The following is a 17,158-nucleotide window of genomic DNA, read 5'->3' on the forward strand; positions in this document are numbered from 1 at the left end:
GAAGAATCGGTTGTCCGAACCTACGAAGTCGGCTCCGCGGCGTCCGGATCGACGTTGAGGGAAGCTACAAAGCTATCGGCGATCACCTGTGCAGTCTGCTCAATCTGCCACGGGCGGGCGCCGAGGTCGGCGAGAGCGGCAGAGACCGCCTCGACCGTCAGCTCGGCCGGGGGAGTCCACGCCACGCGACGCAGCGTCTCGGGGGTGAGCAGGTTCTCCGTCGGCATCCGGAGTTCCTCCGCGCGGGCCTCGACGGCGGGACGCGCGGCCTTCAGGCGGCGGTCCGCCTCGGGGTTGCGGTCGACCCACGCACGGGGCGGGGGGAGGGTGTCGCTGGGCACGCGGTCCGGCGGCAGATCGGTGGCTTCGCGTCCCGCGACGATCGCGTTCCACCAGCGGTCGAGCTGGGTCCGGCTGGCCCGTCCGTTGAACTCCTTCACACCCGCGAGGGCCTGCTTGCTCTGCGGGTCGGCGAGGACGGCGGCGACCAGGGCCCGGTCGGGCACGAGGCGGCCGGGGGCCACGTCCTGCTCGCGGGCGTAGTCCTCGCGTGCCTGCCACAGAGAACGGGCCACGGCGAGTGAGCGGCGGCCGCGGACGGTGTGCAGGCCGCTGAGGCGACGCCACGGGTCGTCGCGCGGCGGCTTCGGCTCGCGCTCGAGCACGGCCTGGAACTCCTGGCGGGCGAACTCGGTCTTGTCCTGCTCGGCCAGCTCTTGCGCGAGCTTGTCCCGCACATCGACGAGGTGCTCGACATCGAGGGCCGCATACTCCAGCCAGGACGCCGGCAGCGGCCTGGTCGACCAGTCCGCCGCGGAATGGGCCTTGGCGAGGGTGATCCCCAGCGTCTCCTCGACGACGGCGCCGAGGCCGACGCGTTCATGCCCCAGCAGCCGCGAGCCCAACTCGGTGTCGAAGATCACGGGGGGTTCGAGACCGCGCTCGCGCAGCGACGGAAGATCCTGGCTCGCCGCGTGGAAGACCCACTCGACGTCGCCGATCGCCTCCTGAAGGGGGGAGAAGTCCTCGATCGTGGACGGGTCGAACAGGAAGACGCCCGCCTCCCGGCGGAACACCTGGATCAGGTAGGCGCGCTGAGAGTAGCGGAACCCCGAGGCGCGCTCGACGTCGACCGCGACGGGACCGACTCCGGATGCCAGAGACTGCGACGCCGCGGCGAGACCCGCGGCATCCTCGATGACGATGTACTCAACCACGCGGGGGCCTCCGGGCTCCGAGAACCGCAACGCCCTCCGACCCCGGGGGGAGTCCGGCGAGCATGCAGACAAGCTCCGCCCACGCCTCGAGGTGGGGACGGAAGGGACCGCGCGGCGACCATGACGCGCGAAGTTCGATCTGCGACCCTTCACCCTGCGACGCGAGCGCACCGAAGCCGGTCGACAGCGTCTTGGTCGCCGTCCCCGACTCGGAATGGCGTTCGGCACCGCGCGAATCGAGGGCGTCGATCAGCCACGACCAGGCGACCTCCGCCAGCAGGGGATCGATTCCGATCTCCGGCTCGAGCGGCGCCTGCGCGAAGCACACCACGCGCCACGCACCGCCCCACGACTCGGGCTCCTCCGGGTCGTGCAGAAGGATGAAGCGCCCCGTGCCGAACAGCGAATCCGTCGCGTGCACGTCGGGTCGCACATCACCGGCGAGCGCCAGCGACTGCGGTGCAAGACCCGACGGCGACGGGATCTCGCGCACCACGAAGTCATCGCGGAACGAGGTCGCGCGCAACTCGTCGGCCGCCCGGGCGAAAGCAGTCGCCGCCTCGGGTGAGCGGGGGTCAGTCACGGCCACAGACTAGAGTGAGGCCTCGATGAACGCTCCCAGGCGCGCCGCGAGGCGCCGGGCCCCGCATCCCGCGGCCGCACCGGTGCGGGTGGCCCTCACCGTTCTGACCGCCGCTCTCGGACTCAGCGCCACAGCGCTCGGCGCCGTCTCGCTGCGGATGGCCCGCACCGTGGTCACCCCCGCGGGCCGCGTCCCCGACGTCCGAATCCTCTCTCTCGATCCGGCTGCGCAGACCATCACCCTCGAACGCACCGACGACACCTCGCTTCCGGGGCGCTACGGGCTGTTCACGACGGGCACCTCCGACTACCTGCGCCTGGGGTCGGTCGTGAAGGAGGACGGCGCGGGCGTGACGCGGAAGCTCCTCACGCACGTCCCGGCGGACTCTCAGCTCGCGCCCGCGGCGGCCTTCAGCGGCTGGTACTACGACAAGCCCGAGGACCTGCAGATCCCGTACCGGAACGCGCTGATCGGCACCCCCGTGGGGCCCTGCCCGGCGTGGGAGTTCCCGGCGGCGATCGACAGCGACGTCTGGGTGATCCAGGTGCACGGCCGCGGGACGACGCGCTCCGAAGCGCTGCGCGCCGTGCCGGTCTTCCACGAACTCGGCATCACGAGCCTGCTCGTGTCTTACCGCAACGACGGCGAGGCGCCCCGCAGCCGCACGGGCACCTACGCCCTCGGTGCGACCGAGTGGCGTGACGTGGACGCCGCGATCGGCTACGCCCGCCGCCAGGGAGCCCGCCGCATCATACTCATGGGGTGGTCCATGGGGGGCGCGATCGCGCTGCAGACCGAGTTCTCCTCTCCCCACCGTGATGTGATCGCGGGTCTCATCCTGGAGTCGCCCGTCGCCGACTGGCGCACCGTGTTGCGGTACCAGAGCCGGCTCCTCCGCCTGCCCGCGATCGTTCTGGCGTTCGCGCAGCAGATCCTCGGCTCCGACTGGGGCGCGGTGCTCACCCGCAGCGGGTCCGCGATTCCGCTCGACAGCCTCGACGCCGTCGCGCGCGCCGGTGAACTCCGGCATCCCGTGCTCGTCCTGCACAGCGACGACGACGGTTTCGTGCCGAGCGACGCCTCTCACGCCCTCGCCGACGCGCGACCGGATCTCGTCATGATGGAGACGTTCGGCGTCGCGCGCCACACCAAACTATGGAACTACGACGAGACCCGGTGGACCCGGGTGATCCAGGACTGGGTGCGCGCGCGGGGCCTCGCCACCGAAGAGTGACGCGTCAGAGACCGCTCTTGGCACGCACCTGACGCTTCGCGCGCATGAGCATGCCGGTCATTCCGGCGATCCGCAGCGGGCTGACGGCGCGGGTGAGTCCGATGCCCTGCGGGAAGTCGTCCGGGACCGCCAGCACCTCCGCGGCCGAGAGTCCGGTGAGACCCTGCGCCAGGATGCTCGCGAAGCCGCGCGTCGTGGGCGCCTCGGCGGGTGCCGTCGCGTGCATCGCCACGCGGCCCGCGTCGTCGACGTCGACCACGATGTACACGGGCGACTGGCACTCGGCGACCCGCTCGCACATCTCCGGGTGATCGGCGTACTCCGCCGGGACGTCCGGCAGCTCGTGGGAGAACTCCAGGAGCAGCTGCAGACGGTCGGGCTCGTCGAGCTCGAGGAACTCGTCGCGGATCTCGGCGAGGCGGGCGGGGAGGGTGTTCTCGGACATCACCGTCAGTCTCCCACGCCCGCGACGCGCGGGATCAGCGCACCGGGACCTCGCCCGGCTCTGCTCCCGCAACGATCGGCACGCGCACGGCGCTGCCCCATTCGGTCCACGACCCGTCGTAGTTGCGCACGTCCTCGAAGCCCAGGAGGTGCTTGAGCACGAACCACGTGTGGCTGGACCGCTCGCCGATGCGGCAATACGCCACGATCTTGTCGCCGTCTTTCAGACCCGCGCCGTCGCGGTAGATGGCATCCAGTTCTTCGCGCGACTTGAAACCGCCGTCCTCGGCCACGGCCTTCGCCCACGGAACGCTCTGCGCACTCGGGATGTGACCGGCGCGGAGCGCGCCCTCTTCGGGGTAGGCGGGGGCGGAGGTGCGCTCGCCCGAGTACTCCTCGGGGGAGCGCACGTCGATCAGCGGGTTGCCGAGGTGGGCGAGGACGTCGTCCTTGTAGGCGCGGATCAGGGCGTCGTCGCGCTCGACGATCGGGTACTCGACGGGCTCGCGCGTGGTCGGCTCGGTGGTGAGCGGGCGACCCTCGGCGATCCACTTGTCGCGGCCGCCGTCGAGCAGGCGCACGTCCTCGTGTCCGAACAGGGAGAACACCCACAGGGCGTACGCGGCCCACCAGTTGTTCTTGTCTCCGTAGATGACGACGGTGTCGTCGCGGGCGATGCCCTTGCGGCTCAGCAGCTTCGCGAAGCCCTCGCCGTCGAGGTAATCCCGGACGACGGGGTCGTTGAGCTCGGTGTGCCAGTCGAGCTTCACGGCGCCCGGGATGTGACCCGTCTCGTAGAGCAGCACGTCCTCGTCTGACTCCACCACCACGAGGCCGGGCTGGCCGAGGCGTTCCTGCAGCCAGTCGCCGGTCACGAGACGGCCGGGCTCTGCATACTCGGCGAACTTGGGGGAGGTGGTGTCGAACTCGACGGTCACGATGTCTCCTCGGTCGGGGTGGGGGAGCAGGCGGCGTAGGGTGGAAGCCGCCCTTCGACCCTAGATCCGCCGCGTCGGAGCAGGTGTCCCTTTGTAAGACTGCGACACAGGACGGCCATGACCTCCACGCCCGCGACGACCGGTGTCGTCCACCTCATCGATCGCGAGCCGGCCATCTCTGGCGCCGAGATGGTGAGTGCGCTCGTGCCGCCGCCGCAGTTCGACGGTGCGACGTTCGACTCCTATCGAGCGGATGCCGCCTACCCCTCGCAGCAGGAGGCGAAGGAGCTGCTGCAGGCTTTCGCCACCGGCCACAGCGCACCCGTGAAGAAGAGCGGCTTCTTCCGCCGCGCCGAGAAGACCCCGCCGGTCAAGCCCGGGGTGTATCTCGACGGCGGATTCGGTGTCGGGAAGACCCACCTGCTCGCGTCGATCTACCACGCGATGCCCGCCCGTCGGAAGTACTTCGGCTCCTTCATCGAGTACACGGCGCTCGTCGGCGTCCTCGGCTACGCGAAGGCGGTGGAGCTGTTCCGCGGCTCCGATCTGCTGTGCATCGACGAGTTCGAGCTCGACGACCCGGGCGACACGATGGTGATGACCCGGCTGCTCGGCGAGCTCGTGGCATCCGGGACCCGTCTCGCGGCGACGTCGAACACCCCGCCCAACGCCCTCGGCGAGGGACGTTTCGCCGCGCAGGACTTCCTCCGCGAGATCCAGTCGATGGCCGACAGCTTCCGCACGATCCGCATCGACGGCACCGACTTCCGTCAGCGCGCGATCGACGGCGAGGCCCGGGTCCTCACGGACAGCGAGTACGCCGAGGCGATCCGGGATGCCGCGGCGCGCGGCGTCGCGACCGACGACGAGTTCGCGGGTGTGGTGGCGCACCTCGCCCGCGTGCACCCGTCCCGCTTCATCCGTCTGATCGACGGCGTCGACACGATCGGGCTGCGCGACGTCCAGGTGCTGCACGACCAGTCCGCGGCGCTGCGACTGGTCGCATTCGTCGACCGCGCCTATGACGCGCAGATCCCGATCCGCGCCACCGGCGTTCCCCTGAACACGGTGTTCGCCGACGAGATGCTCGCGGGCGGCTACCGCAAGAAGTACCTGCGTGCCGTGTCACGTCTGGTCGCGTTGACGCACTCCTGACCGACCGTTTCATCGCCGCTTCGCGGCAGTCCGAAACGTGATGTTTACACTGTCGTCGCTGCTGTAACGCGTTCGAAACACGAGTCGAACGGCGATGGAAACCGGGACTGTGAACACTGAGGGGACCCGACGCTACACCTGCGTCCCTGCAGAGAGGTTCCCTCCGAGATGGATCAAGGCAACACCGCATTCATCCTGCTAGCAGCGGCACTCGTGCTGCTCATGACGCCCGGCCTGGCGTTCTTCTACGGCGGCCTGGTGAAGGCCAAGAGCGTCATCAGCATGATGATGATGAGCTTCGGCGCCATGGGACTCATCGGAGTCCTGTGGGCGCTGTACGGCTACGCGATCGCATTCCCCGCCACGGACGCCGGCGTCACGCAGGCTCCGTGGGCCATCGACTTCAACGAGCTCGGCCTCACGGGCGTGCTCGAGACGCCTGAGGGCGCCGCCTACCCGCCGCTCGCTTTCGTCGCCTTCCAGGCCACGTTCGCGATCATCACCGTCGCGCTCGTCTCGGGCGCCATCGCCGACCGCGCCAAGTTCGGCTCGTGGATGGTCTTCGCCTTCCTGTGGTCGACGATCGTCTACTTCCCGGTCGCCAGCTGGGTCTTCAACTTCGGCCTCGCCGAGGACGGCTCGTTCTCGTACGGCGGCTGGATCACCAAGGGCATGCAGGACGTCTTCGGTGTCGGCGCGATCGACTTCGCCGGTGGTACCGCCGTTCACATCAACGCCGGTGCCGCAGCACTCGCCCTGGCGCTCGTTCTCGGCAAGCGCGTCGGCTTCCAGAAGGGCGCTCACGCCCCGCACAACCCGCCCTTCGTGCTCCTCGGTGCCGGTCTGCTGTGGTTCGGCTGGTTCGGCTTCAACGCCGGTTCGGAGCTCGCCGCGGACGGCACCGCCGCCCTCGCCTTCGTCAACACGATCATCGCTCCGGCCGCAGCCCTGCTCAGCTGGCTGCTCGTCGAGAAGATCAAGGACGGCAAGCCCACGTCCGTCGGCGCCGCCTCCGGTGCCGTCGCGGGTCTCGTCGCGATCACCCCGGCCTGCGCCGCCCTCGACCCGATCTGGGCGATCGTCCTCGGCCTCCTCGCCGGTGCGGTCTGCGCCCTGGCGATCGAGCTGAAGTTCAAGCTCGGCTTCGACGACTCGCTCGACGTGGTCGGCGTTCACCTGGTCGGCGGTCTCCTCGGAACCCTGTACCTGGGCATCTTCGCCCGCGGCACGGGCCTCATCGAGAGCGGCTCGTTCAACCAGCTGCTCGTGCAGGCCATCGCGGCCTTCTCGGTCCTGATCTACTCGTTCGTGCTCGCCTACGTCATCGGCTTCGCGATCGAGAAGACGATCGGCTTCCGCGTGAAGAACGAGGACGAGATCGCCGGCATCGACACCGTCGTGCACGGTGAAGAGGGCTACGTCCTCACCGACGCCCGCTGATACGCACTCCCCGGGACGGGGCGTCACGGATTCGTCCGTGGCGCCCCGTCCTTCTCTGGGTCCGGGTGCCGCGGGGCGCTGTCTAGGGTTGTGCGTATGGGAACCGCCGCGCGCCTCGTGTCCGCCCTCCTGCGAGCCTTCCGGCCCTCGAGCCGCGCCCTGGCGCCCACGGCGCCGAGAAGCCGCAGCACGGCCTCAGCGCCCCTCACGCCCGGTCAGGGCAGCGGAGAGTCTGCGACCGTCGAAATCGCCCCACCGCGCAGGCTGACCCTCTCGTACGCACCCCAACGGGACGGCGCCCCCGACGGCGGCGAGATCGTATGGACCTGGGTCCCGTACGAGGAACGCGACGGACGCGGCAAGGACCGTCCGGTGCTCATCATCGGACGGGCGGATGCCACCCGCTCCTACGCCGTGCGCCTCACCAGCAAGCCCCACGCCGGCGATCGCGACTACCTGGCGCTCGGCACGGGGGAGTGGGACCCGCAGCGACGCCCGTCGTGGGTCGATATTGAGCAGCTCTATCTGGTGCACGACGCCGGCATGCGCCGCGAAGCCGCGACCCTGGACCGGCGCCGCTTCGACGCCGTGGCATCCGCTCTGCGAGCCCGCTACGGGTGGACGCAGGGCTGAGGGGCGCGCGTCGCCCCGCGAGGGGCGTCAGACGCCGACGGAAAGCCGCTGGAGCAGCATGTCCGCGGCGAACGAGAGGTTCGACACCTGCCACGCGACGATCATCGCCGCGAACACACCGAACCAGACGGTGTCGCGGAGAGGACGACGGCGGATGATCCGGTGAATGAAGAGGCCCACGGCCGTGATCATCGCCACCACCGCTCCCGCGACCTGAGCGAAAGCCATGCGGACGTAGTCGTGCGCATCCGGCGAGGTCCAGCTGGTGAAGGCGACGGTGATGGCCATCGGCACGATGAGGACGCCGACGACGAGGACGACCGCCGAGGAGAACCCGCGCAGTCGAGAGCCGGGCACGGGACGGGCGGCGGTCTGCTCCATGGGCAGAGCCTAGGGGAGCGGATGCCGTCAGCCCAGGCAACGCCAAGAAACGACGAAGCCCCCGGCGAACCGGGGGCTGTGTGGTGGGCGATGCCGGACTCGAACCGACGACCTCTTCCGTGTGAAGGAAGCGCGCTACCAACTGCGCCAATCGCCCATCGTCCCGAACGGGACTCGACCACCTTACCCGATCCGCGCGGCCCGATCGGACCACCCGGGCGGACACGCGCGGGCCGCGTCCGGTTTTGCGGACGCCCGGGAATCGGGTAATGTCTTACGAGTGCTCGGGGCAAGCCCCGGGAACGAAATGCGGATGTAGCGCAGTTGGTAGCGCACAACCTTGCCAAGGTTGGGGTCGCGAGTTCGAGTCTCGTCATCCGCTCGAGTGTGAAGATCATCGTCAGGTTCATGACGGAAGATCACGACACGTGGGTCGAACCACACACGGTGGCGTGGCCGAGCGGCTAGGCACCGGCCTGCAAAGCCGTTTACACGGGTTCGAATCCCGTCGCCACCTCGCCTACAACTGAACAGCCTTCATAGGCGCGATTGGCGCAGCGGTAGCGCGCTTCCCTGACACGGAAGAGGTCACTGGTTCGATCCCAGTATCGCGCACCACCTGAAACCCTCGGTTTACCGGGGGTTTCTTGCATTGTGGGGGGAGGGGTGCACCCGTCGCGTGGGACATACGTGGGGCATCGCGAATGAGGCTTCCCCTCCGCTCAACGTGGGATGCGCACCGCCTCGCGCATCGCTGCGACAACGGGCGGGAAGTCTCTGCCGAAGTTGCGCCACGATGTCGGCTCTTCACGAGCGCCTCGCGCGAACGCCTCCACAGCATCGCGCACCGCATCCGGACCCACGACGATGACCGGCGCAAGCTCGCCGTCGATGCGGCTCAGGTGGTCGTGATAATCCGCCGCCTCGGTTGCGTACTGCTCTCGCAACTCACCGATCTGCTCGGCGGTCGCGCCGCGCGGTATGGAATCCTCGACTCGGCCCATGAGGTCGAAGTAGACCGACGCGCGATACTCGAACTGGCGCAGGAATGAAACCGCAGGCATGTAGGCCGCCAGACGCTGCTGCCGAATCCAACGATCGTCGTCCTGCTTGGCCTGAGCAGAAGCAATGAAGGCGGTTGTCAACGATCCGATAAGGGCGCCCATTAGTCCAATCGCTCCACCCACGATGACGGGCCACAACTCATTCATGACGGGAGTCTGGCCCTCGTCGGCTGTAGCGCAGCCTCTCGACACGCGGCGTGCCGTGCACCACCCTTCCTCTCCCTCGATATCGTTCGCTTGTGGACGTCGGGTGGTGGGCGCTGATCCTGTCGGGCGCAAGCTTGCTCGTCAGCAGTGCGACGTACTGGCGGAACCGCACCGCCACTCCACGGTGGGTTACCGATATCGCGATCAAGGAAGACAGCGATGGCGAACTGCGCGTGACGGGCACCGTGGCGAACAGGGGGCGCGGTGCAGCGCGCGATGTACGGTTCGAGCAGGAGGGTGATCGCTTGCTGTCCGCGTCCTCACGTCGGACTGCGGAGCGAATGGAATTCGGCGACAAAATGTCGATAACCCTGATTTATCGGCCGGGCACGGTCGGTACGGCAGCGTTCGTACTGTCCTGGAGCCAGGAACCCAACTTGCATCGCCGGCGTTCTCGGCGGTTGCGGTACTCAGTCGGACACGGCCGTGGCCGCCTGCCCGAGCCCAAGCGCGAGCTCGGCATCGAGTTCTGAGTCCTGATAGTTCGGCACTGAGTTGTCGGGCCGTGAAATTGCGGGGTGCCCCAAGAAGGGCGCCCTCGGGCGACGGGACCCGTACGCTGCACGCATGTGATCGCCGCCGCGATGTCGGCATCGAGTAGTTGGCGCGTCTCGTCCACCCGGCTGGATGCAGCAGAGGATCGCCACGAGATGCGGCGGGCAATGCGATATCTGTTGGCGAATCTTCACTCGTGGCGTGAACACGAGGCGCGGGCTGCCGGCCTAAACCATTTCTGGAAGGTCCCGGACGGCGGTGCACGATTGCGCGGAGCGCCGCCGTTTCAGTGACGGCGGTCCTCTACGCGAGGCGGAGACTTATCAGAGCACGCTGAGACTCCCGACGAATGGCGCCCGAGGTGAGGGACAGGCCTAAAGGGTCCAGAGAACTCCGGCGTGCAGTGAACTGACCGCTGCCAGTGAACATCCTGTCTGAACGCAATGTTCAGGATGGATGTTCGAAATCATGGGTTATGACGGCACCCGTAGACATTTTGACCAAATACGTGCGGATAATTGCGCTTGATTCCGCAGAATGACGAAGCGAGAGCTAGCTCAACTACCAACTCTTGTGAACATCTGAATTGTTCATATATCCATATGTTCAGTGATGGTGACTAGATCGGCTTCGCCCTCGAGGTGCAGCCCATGTCGACGAGATGACGCGATCACGACAGATTCATAGCCAGACGCAGGTCAGCTTCGATCCGACGTGCTCGCGCGCCCATCAGGATCGCCACGCTCTTCCAGTGCTGCCGCGCTCCCTCGGTCTCGGCCGAGGAGATCTGCCGCTGAGCGTCGTGGAGGTGCCGGGCTGAGATGGCTCGATCCGCGATGAGATCGGCGTGGGAGTGAGCAGCCTTCACTACACACTCGATTAGCTCGGCTTCGCTCTCGAGCCAATCCCGTTGCTGGTGCATGCGGCTCCAGCCGACTCGGATGCAGGTCTCCCAATCCTTCTGGCCGATCGCGTAGCCGATTTCGTCGCCATCCCTGACAAGCTGCCCCTGTTCAGTGCGGATAACGTCTGAGGAGCGACGAGCGAGTCTGATGATGTCTTCCGCGTTGACTAGCTTCCGCGGGATCGCGGGTGTGGTGTGGTCCTCGAACAGTCGGCGTGCGCCATCTGGGGCGGAGTGAGGTCCCTGGGTCACGCCTGATCCTCCGTCAGCACGACGGGCTCACGGGCGGCCTCGAGGAGGTTCATGTCGATCCGGATGAGTCGAGGCCCGAATCGGCGTGCTGGGATATCGCCTCGGGCGATCATCCGCCGGATCGTGTCGTCGGATACGTCAAGGTACTCAGCGACGGTTTGAATTGAGGCCCAATTGGGTTTATGAAGACTGTCGCCCGTGCGCATGTCGGTCACCTTTCGCCGTGCTCTTCGCAGAATCGGATCATGAGCTCGGGCTCCAGTTGCCGACCTGTCGACCAGTTTGGGCAAGGCCGGCGACGGGGACCCGCAGCAGACGTGGACCAATACGTCGCGCCTCTAGCACGCCTCTGGAGATCATCCTCCGGACGGTCTTGGTGGAGACGCCCAGGGTGCCCGCGGTTTCTTCTACAGAGATCATTAGAGCTTCCATCGTTGACTCGCTAGGCGGATACCGGGTCCAGGTTGATTGAATGCGGATCTAGTGACGATGGAACGCGCAGGCGCCCTCTCTCTCCCGGAAGAGCCGACTCGATCGTAAGAGATAAATGGACCCAAAAGTGACTCCGTCAGGTCGCCCGTGGACTCGGGGGGCTGTCAGACGAAAGCGAGATAGACTCCGGGCGCTGGGAGGAAAGCGAGATGGGTGTATTTCGTCTTCTGACAAGTCCTCCTCCGCCGCGTCAACAGGGGCATCCGAGAGCGTGCTCTCACCGCGCGCCTTGGATCGGTTCCGAGAGGATTTCGGCGATGGCGGTGCCGTCCTTTTGCGCGTAGCCGTTCGCCGCGGCGCGGGTGTAGAGGTCGCCCATCGCGTCGAAGACGCTGGCGTCCATATCCAGGGTGCGCGCGGCATCGGCTGCGGTGCGGGCGACGGTGGTGAAGCTGTCGACGGAGGCCATGACGGTGTCGTAGTCGCGAGCGAAGAGGTTATCGAGCATGTGCGCGGATGCGGGGAGTGCGGCTTCGATGAGTTGGCGGCTCATGTCTTGCGGAAGTCCCATGCGCATGGTCATCGCGGCGGCGTAGCTGGCGGCGACGTTTCCGAAGACGGAGGCGATGAGGATGGGGATCTCGGCGCGGCTGGCATCGCCTACGCCGCCCGCGACCTGGACCTGGCCGCCGATGTTCCCGAGGAGGTCGGTCCAGAATGCCTGGTCTTCGTCGCGGGCGCCGAGGATGAAGAAGCTGCTGCCGTCGCGGAGCTGATCGGGGCCGACCATGATGGATGCCTCGGCGAGGGCGCCACGATGTGCGGTGACGATCGCGGCGAGCTTCTCGATCTCGTCAGCTGAGGTGGTAGAGGCATTCAGCAGGCGCTTACCGGCCAGCGCCGCGCGGGCGTCGTCCGAGGCGAGCATGGTTTCGAGGCTGGCTCCGTCGGCGAGGACGAAGATGACGGCGTCTGCGGCGTGGATGGCCGCGGCGGCGGTGGCGACGGGGGTGGCGCCGAGGGCGGCGAGGGGGACGGTCTTCTCGGCGGACCGGTTGTAGACAGTGACGTCGTGTCCGGCCCGGAGGAGGGCTTCGGCGAACGCCGATCCCATCAGGCCGGTGCCGATGATCGCAGTCTTCATGGTTCTCCTTCTTTGGGCTGTGAGGTGATGGGAGGTCAAGGAGGGCACGCCACAAGGCGGCTCGGGCCGCGGTGGCGCGTCGCCGGGAGCGGGCGCGAGAAGTGGTGTTCCTCGGTCGAGCGCGGTGAATCGGCCGCGTTGACGGGCGACGCGGCCGATTCGGTCCGGTGGTCAGAGGGTGATGAATCCGATGACAGCGCTGGCGATGGTGAGGATGCCGGCGACGACGGCCGGTGCGGGCGTTTCGTGGCGGCGTACGTGTACGGCGCCGGCCACGATCATCGCGAGGGTGAGGCCGATGGCGGCGATCGGGGCGAGAAGGGGCGCGATCCCAGTGAGGAGAGGGAGGACCAGCCCGAGTCCACCGAGCACTTCGGCGACACCGATCAGCCGCACGGTGGTGGGGGCGAAGTCGGCGGCCCAGGGCATGAACCGGGCTGCCAATGCGTCGCGGGATCGGAGCACCTTCATGCCGCCGACGCCGAGGAAGATGACGGCGAGCAGGATGTTCAGGATCCAGAGCACAACGATCATCGCGTGCCTCCCGCCGGAGTGCTCCGCGCGGTGCGGGTCTCAGAGCGCATAGTCCACCCCGGTGAGCTCTTCCGAGACCGTCCAGAGCCGGTCTTGGAGGGCGCGGTCGTGGGAGAGTTCGCTGGAGTCGACGCGTCCGGCGGGGCCGGTGGTCTGCATCATCCGCAGCGGACCGTAGTAGTCCTCGCCGTGGGCGTCGGGGTCGGTGGCGGCGCGGAGGGTGGGTTCGGCGCCCTGGGCGGCGCTGCGCCCGACACGGGTCATGATCCGCATCATCGGCGAGTGGCGCTGCAGGTCGGTTCCCGCCCCTCCCGGGTGCGCACCGAGGGAGATGGTGGGGAGCTTCTTCGCGGTGAGGCGGTGCTGCAGCCCGTAGGCGAAGAGGAGGTTGGCGAGTTTGGACTGGGCGTAGGCGGCGGAGGGCTTGTACTTCTTCGTCCATTGGAGGTCGTCGAAGTGGATGTCCGCCCCGACCCGGTGGCCGATGCTGCTGACCGTGACGATCCGGGAACCGGGGACGTCGGTGAGAGTGTCCAGCAGCAGGCCGGTGAGGGCGAAGTGGCCGAGGTGGTTGATGCCGAACTGCAGTTCGAAGCCGTCTTCGGTCACTCCATATGGGGGGTACATGACGCCGGCGTTGTTGATCAGCAGGTCGATGCGGGGGTGCGCGGCGTGCAGGTCGTCGGAGGCGGCGTGGATGGAGGCGAGCGAGCCGAGGTCGAGTTTCTGCACGTGCAGCTTCGCAGTCGGCGCTTTCGCACGTATGTCGGCCGTGGCGGCCGCGCCCTTGCCGGTGTCGCGGACGGCGAGGATCACCTCAGCGCCGGCGATCGCAAGGGCGCGGGCTGTCTCCCGGCCCAACCCCGTGTTCGCTCCGGTGACGACGGCGACCCTCCCGGTCTGGTCGGGGATGTCGGCGGTGGTCCACTTCGGTGCAGCCATGCGTGTCTTCTTTCTGGAGGAGGGCGGCCGGCGCCGAGGGGAGCGGCGCCGGCCACAGGGGGTGTTGGTCAGCCGTTGGCCTGGATGGAGAGTTCTTTCCAGGCGTCCCACTCGGTGAGACGCTGCTGGTAGATGTGCTGCACGAACTCCACCGGGAACGATCCGAACAGCAGTCGCAGCGGCGGGTTGTCCGCGTCCACGATCTTGAGCAGCACCTGGGCGCCTGCGGCGGGGTCGGCCGGGCGCGTCGCCTCTTCGCTGAACCCTTCGGCCTGCGCGGCACGCACCCCGTCGTAGGCGGGAAGCGGGGCTGCGCCGATCGCGCTGGGGCCCGCCCAGTCGGTGGCGTAGGCGCCGGGCTCGATCATGGTCACCTTGATGCCGAAGCCGGCGACCTCCTGAGCGAGCGCTTCCGAGAAGCCTTCGAGAGCCCACTTGGACGCGTTGTAGGCGCTGATGCCGGCGAACGCGCCGATCGCGCCGACGGTGGAGATCTGGACGATGTGACCGCTGCCCTGCGCGCGAAGCTTCGGTAGCACGGCCTGAACGACGTGGAACACGCCGAACAGGTTCACGTCGACCTGGTGCCGGAACTGCTCCTCCGAGAGCTCCTCCGCCATCCCGAAAAGGCCATACCCGGCGTTGTTGACGACGACATCGAGACGCCCGAACTGATCGAAGGCCTTCTCCACGCCGGCGAACACCGCAGCGCGATCGGTGACATCCAACTCGATGGGAAGGATCGCGTCGCCGAACCGCTCCACCAGGTCATCGAGCGTCGACAGATCGCGCGCTGTCGCTGCGACCTTGTCGCCGCGCCCCAACGCCGCGAGGGCAAACTCCCGTCCAAAACCTCTGCTCGTTCCTGTGATGAACCACACCTTGGCCATGACAACTCCTTTCGAGGGCATCACTCTACGCCATACGTGTCACTTGATGTCAACTTTTGCGGCGAGTACCATAGAGGAATGACAGGATCACCGAGAGCGATGGGGCTTCGTGAGCGCACCCGCCGGGCGGTGCAGGCGGAGCTGATCGATGTCGCGCAGCGCCTGTTCGTCGAGCAGGGGTACGAGAACACCACGATCGAGCAGATCGCCGACGAAGCCGGCATCTCCAAACGGAGCTTCTTCCGCTACTTCGCCACCAAGGAAGCCGTGGTGCTCGCCAAGTACGACAAGGTCGGCGACGACCTCGTCGAAGCCCTCGAGGCGCGTCCCATCGAGGAGCCCCTCTGGCTATCGCTTCGCCACATCTTCGACGCCTTCGTCGAGTACGCCGAAGACGAAGACCGCGCCTCGCGCAGCGCCGAGATCGACCGTGTGGTCAACAGCTCCGACGCCCTCCGCGGTGCCTACCTCGGACGCCTCGAACATATCCAGAACCGACTTACCGAGGCCGCTGCACGCCGCGCACGGCTTGACGGCGCTGAGCACCTCCCCAATATCGCACCGCGGGCGCTCGTCGGTGCCGCCTTCTCCGCCATCTACGCCGCCGGCGCCGAGATGCAGCGGTGTGGCAGATCATTCGGCGACTGCATGGACCTCGCCATGAACGCGATCGACACCTACACCATCACCATCACACGCGCGTGATGCGCGTAGGCAACGCCATAGTCATGACCCGCGCATTTTGGCGCTACCTTTTCCGCTGCTCATCGCTACACCTACGAGCAGAGCGCGGGCTTCGCGGTAACGTGAGAGGTGCTTGTAGCCGAAGCCGACCCCCTAGGCGGTCGAGCGGCGACGCATTCGCGCGGCCAGCTCGTCGGCACGATCTGTCGCGTGTTGGTAGCGCAGGCCGACGGTAGCCGTACTCCAGCCATGCCGGGCGTTGTTCTCTGCCGCCGTAGCACCTGCTTCAGCGTACGCGGTAGCACGATAGTGCCGGAGGGCGTGAAACGGCATGTCAGGGCGTCCTGCGGCAATTCTGGCGGCATCCCAGTGTCTGTGAAACGCAGACTGCGCGAGGAAGCTGACGCCGTCTGCTGCGGGGAAGAGGAGTGCCTCACCGATCAAGCCGTGCACGTGCTGGGCGATCACCCCGGCATCCTGTCCGAGGATCCCCACGCGACGCACACCGTTCTCGCTCTTGGTCGATCCGGGGACAATGCCGTCAGAGGTGCGAGCGACGGCTCGCTCCACGTTGATCCGGACTGCCGACACCGTGCCCGCGTCGCTCCGCTCGACTGCGACGTCTTTCGCCCGGAGCGCGGTTGCCTCGCCATAGCGAAGGCCGCCGAACGCCGCCACGGTCACCAGCGCCCGATACTCGGGCTTGATCGTTGTCAGGATCTCGTCGAGCTCGGAATCGGTAGGCGGAATCACCTTCCGGCCCGTGTGCGTGGCCTCACCACCCTTTACGGTGCACGGATTCGCGTCGACTAGCTTGTCGATTACTGCAGTGGCCATGATCGCATTGAGGAGACCGTACGCGCGCGAAGTCTGCGTCTTCTTGCCGGTCGCTAGCTGCGCTGCACGCCACGCGCGCACCTTGGCGGGTGAGATAGCACCTAGAAGCATCGATGTCAGCTCGGCAAGCGGCCCGCCAGCGTCGCCAGACTTTTCGGGGTCTGGAGAGCGGAGGAGTCGCCGATACTCCTCGAGGGTGCGCGGTTTGAGGTGGTCACCTCGGCTGTTCGTGCGCGAGGCTAGCCAGGTCTCCGCGTAGGCGGCGAGCGTCTGGTTACGCTGAGCCTCGGCGGCGGCGAGCACCGCGGGTGGCATCCACTTACCCGTCGCGATCTCGGTGCGACGCGCAGCCAGCCAGGCGCGAGCGTCAGTGAGATTGTCGAACGTGCTCGGAGCGGGGTAGCGCTCACAGTCCGGGCCGGTGTAGCGCGCCCAGTGACGCCCGCTCGGCAACTTGTCGATCTGGCCGAACGTCTCGCGCCGCTTGCTCTGCCTACCGGCCATGCCGCCATCCTCCGTCGTGGGACTTACGTGGGACATCTCACGGCGTTTCGTGGGACATCGTGTCCACTTCTGTCCACCTAGCGAACCAGCGCGATCCCGACTCTGGAGCGGGATAATGGCGATATCACGTGGCTGAATGCGTCGCCTCCTGTACTGGTTCGATCCCAGTATCGCGCACCACCTGAAACCCCCGGCTCGCCGGGGGTTTTGGCTTTTCCGGCCACGGCCGCGGGTCGGGGCAGCC

The 17,158-nt window shown here is 67.4% G+C and carries 20 protein-coding genes and 4 tRNA genes; 9 read left to right on the top strand and 15 right to left on the bottom strand.

Annotation, left to right across the window (positions count from 1 at the left end; translation table 11 throughout):
* Window positions 1–20 precede the first annotated feature (20 nt).
* A complete protein-coding gene (locus BW982_RS02175; protein ID WP_076490453.1) occupies window positions 21–1,217 on the bottom strand; it encodes a ribonuclease D in 1,197 nt (398 codons plus the stop codon).
* Window positions 1,210–1,806 carry a DUF3000 domain-containing protein gene (locus BW982_RS02180; protein WP_139327302.1) on the bottom strand — a complete coding sequence of 199 codons (597 nt, stop codon included), beginning with the start codon at window positions 1,804–1,806 and terminating at the stop codon, window positions 1,210–1,212. Before BW982_RS02180 ends, BW982_RS02175 begins: the two co-directional genes overlap by 8 nt.
* A gap of 19 nt (window positions 1,807–1,825) precedes the next feature.
* On the opposite strand from BW982_RS02180, the gene BW982_RS02185 reads away from it, so the two are divergent.
* Complete coding sequence (locus BW982_RS02185) at window positions 1,826–3,034, top strand: alpha/beta hydrolase family protein (protein WP_076490454.1); 1,209 nt, start codon at window positions 1,826–1,828, stop codon at window positions 3,032–3,034.
* 4 nt (window positions 3,035–3,038) lie between these two features.
* Here the strand turns inward: BW982_RS02185 and BW982_RS02190 are convergent, their stop codons facing one another.
* Both BW982_RS02190 and BW982_RS02195 read right to left on the bottom strand, forming a co-directional pair.
* Window positions 3,039–3,479 carry a SufE family protein gene (locus tag BW982_RS02190; RefSeq protein WP_076490455.1) on the bottom strand — a complete coding sequence of 147 codons (441 nt, stop codon included), beginning with the start codon at window positions 3,477–3,479 and terminating at the stop codon, window positions 3,039–3,041.
* Window positions 3,480–3,513: 34 nt separating this feature from the next.
* Window positions 3,514–4,416 (bottom strand): sulfurtransferase, encoded by a 903-nt coding sequence (locus BW982_RS02195; RefSeq protein WP_076490456.1) that lies wholly within the window; start codon window positions 4,414–4,416, stop codon window positions 3,514–3,516.
* Window positions 4,417–4,533: 117 nt separating this feature from the next.
* On the opposite strand from BW982_RS02195, the gene zapE reads away from it, so the two are divergent.
* From zapE to BW982_RS02210, 3 genes are all read left to right on the top strand, one after another.
* A complete protein-coding gene (gene zapE, locus BW982_RS02200; RefSeq protein WP_076490457.1) occupies window positions 4,534–5,571 on the top strand; it encodes a cell division protein ZapE in 1,038 nt (345 codons plus the stop codon).
* Between the two features lie 168 nt (window positions 5,572–5,739).
* Window positions 5,740–7,011, top strand: coding sequence for an ammonium transporter (locus BW982_RS02205; protein ID WP_076490458.1), 1,272 nt, complete (start codon window positions 5,740–5,742; stop codon window positions 7,009–7,011).
* Window positions 7,012–7,107: 96 nt separating this feature from the next.
* A complete protein-coding gene (locus tag BW982_RS02210) occupies window positions 7,108–7,644 on the top strand; it encodes a type II toxin-antitoxin system PemK/MazF family toxin (protein ID WP_076490459.1) in 537 nt (178 codons plus the stop codon).
* A gap of 27 nt (window positions 7,645–7,671) precedes the next feature.
* Here the strand turns inward: BW982_RS02210 and BW982_RS02215 are convergent, their stop codons facing one another.
* Together BW982_RS02215 and BW982_RS02220 are read right to left on the bottom strand one after the other, a co-directional pair.
* On the bottom strand, window positions 7,672–8,025 hold the full coding sequence (locus BW982_RS02215; RefSeq protein WP_076490460.1) for a hypothetical protein: 354 nt from the start codon (window positions 8,023–8,025) through the stop codon (window positions 7,672–7,674).
* Between the two features lie 81 nt (window positions 8,026–8,106).
* Window positions 8,107–8,182 (bottom strand) — tRNA-Val (locus BW982_RS02220).
* Between the two features lie 152 nt (window positions 8,183–8,334).
* Between BW982_RS02220 and BW982_RS02225 the strand changes: the two genes are divergently transcribed.
* The 3 genes from BW982_RS02225 (at window position 8,335) to BW982_RS02235 (ending at window position 8,643) form a co-directional block, all read left to right on the top strand.
* A tRNA-Gly gene (locus BW982_RS02225) sits at window positions 8,335–8,407 on the top strand.
* Window positions 8,408–8,471: 64 nt separating this feature from the next.
* Window positions 8,472–8,542, top strand: a tRNA-Cys gene (locus tag BW982_RS02230).
* A gap of 26 nt (window positions 8,543–8,568) precedes the next feature.
* Window positions 8,569–8,643 (top strand) — tRNA-Val (locus tag BW982_RS02235).
* Between the two features lie 104 nt (window positions 8,644–8,747).
* Here the strand turns inward: BW982_RS02235 and BW982_RS02240 are convergent.
* Complete coding sequence (locus BW982_RS02240) at window positions 8,748–9,236, bottom strand: hypothetical protein (RefSeq protein WP_139327303.1); 489 nt, start codon at window positions 9,234–9,236, stop codon at window positions 8,748–8,750.
* Between the two features lie 92 nt (window positions 9,237–9,328).
* Between BW982_RS02240 and BW982_RS02245 the strand changes: the two genes are divergently transcribed.
* Entirely contained in the window at window positions 9,329–9,769 is a 441-nt protein-coding gene (locus tag BW982_RS02245; protein ID WP_076490462.1) for a hypothetical protein, read from the top strand.
* A gap of 692 nt (window positions 9,770–10,461) precedes the next feature.
* Here the strand turns inward: BW982_RS02245 and BW982_RS02250 are convergent.
* From BW982_RS02250 to BW982_RS02280, 7 genes are all read right to left on the bottom strand, one after another.
* Window positions 10,462–10,947, bottom strand: coding sequence for a hypothetical protein (locus BW982_RS02250; protein ID WP_076490463.1), 486 nt, complete (start codon window positions 10,945–10,947; stop codon window positions 10,462–10,464).
* Complete coding sequence (locus tag BW982_RS02255; RefSeq protein ID WP_076491756.1) at window positions 10,944–11,153, bottom strand: helix-turn-helix domain-containing protein; 210 nt, start codon at window positions 11,151–11,153, stop codon at window positions 10,944–10,946. Before BW982_RS02255 ends, BW982_RS02250 begins: the two co-directional genes overlap by 4 nt.
* A gap of 37 nt (window positions 11,154–11,190) precedes the next feature.
* Complete coding sequence (locus BW982_RS18630) at window positions 11,191–11,379, bottom strand: helix-turn-helix domain-containing protein (protein WP_083696482.1); 189 nt, start codon at window positions 11,377–11,379, stop codon at window positions 11,191–11,193.
* 277 nt (window positions 11,380–11,656) lie between these two features.
* The gene (locus BW982_RS02265) at window positions 11,657–12,571 is read right to left on the bottom strand and encodes an NAD(P)-dependent oxidoreductase (protein WP_303046671.1); all 915 of its coding nucleotides are present in this window, start codon (window positions 12,569–12,571) and stop codon (window positions 11,657–11,659) included.
* 123 nt (window positions 12,572–12,694) lie between these two features.
* Window positions 12,695–13,057, bottom strand: coding sequence for a DoxX family protein (locus BW982_RS02270; protein ID WP_076490465.1), 363 nt, complete (start codon window positions 13,055–13,057; stop codon window positions 12,695–12,697).
* 39 nt (window positions 13,058–13,096) lie between these two features.
* Complete coding sequence (locus tag BW982_RS02275; protein ID WP_076490466.1) at window positions 13,097–13,999, bottom strand: oxidoreductase; 903 nt, start codon at window positions 13,997–13,999, stop codon at window positions 13,097–13,099.
* 68 nt (window positions 14,000–14,067) lie between these two features.
* Window positions 14,068–14,889, bottom strand: a complete 822-nt coding sequence (locus tag BW982_RS02280; RefSeq protein ID WP_076490467.1) for an SDR family NAD(P)-dependent oxidoreductase — start codon at window positions 14,887–14,889, stop codon at window positions 14,068–14,070.
* Window positions 14,890–14,967: 78 nt separating this feature from the next.
* Here BW982_RS02280 and BW982_RS02285 point away from each other — a divergent pair, with 78 nt between their 5' ends.
* Window positions 14,968–15,594 carry a TetR/AcrR family transcriptional regulator gene (locus BW982_RS02285; protein ID WP_076490468.1) on the top strand — a complete coding sequence of 209 codons (627 nt, stop codon included), beginning with the start codon at window positions 14,968–14,970 and terminating at the stop codon, window positions 15,592–15,594.
* Between the two features lie 132 nt (window positions 15,595–15,726).
* Here BW982_RS02285 and BW982_RS02290 read toward each other — a convergent pair whose 3' ends face one another.
* Complete coding sequence (locus tag BW982_RS02290) at window positions 15,727–16,914, bottom strand: tyrosine-type recombinase/integrase (RefSeq protein ID WP_076490469.1); 1,188 nt, start codon at window positions 16,912–16,914, stop codon at window positions 15,727–15,729.
* Window positions 16,915–17,158: the final 244 nt, after the last annotated feature.

The sequence above is a fragment of the Microbacterium sp. RURRCA19A genome (assembly GCF_900156455.1).
In the GTDB taxonomy this organism is placed as follows: domain Bacteria; phylum Actinomycetota; class Actinomycetes; order Actinomycetales; family Microbacteriaceae; genus Microbacterium.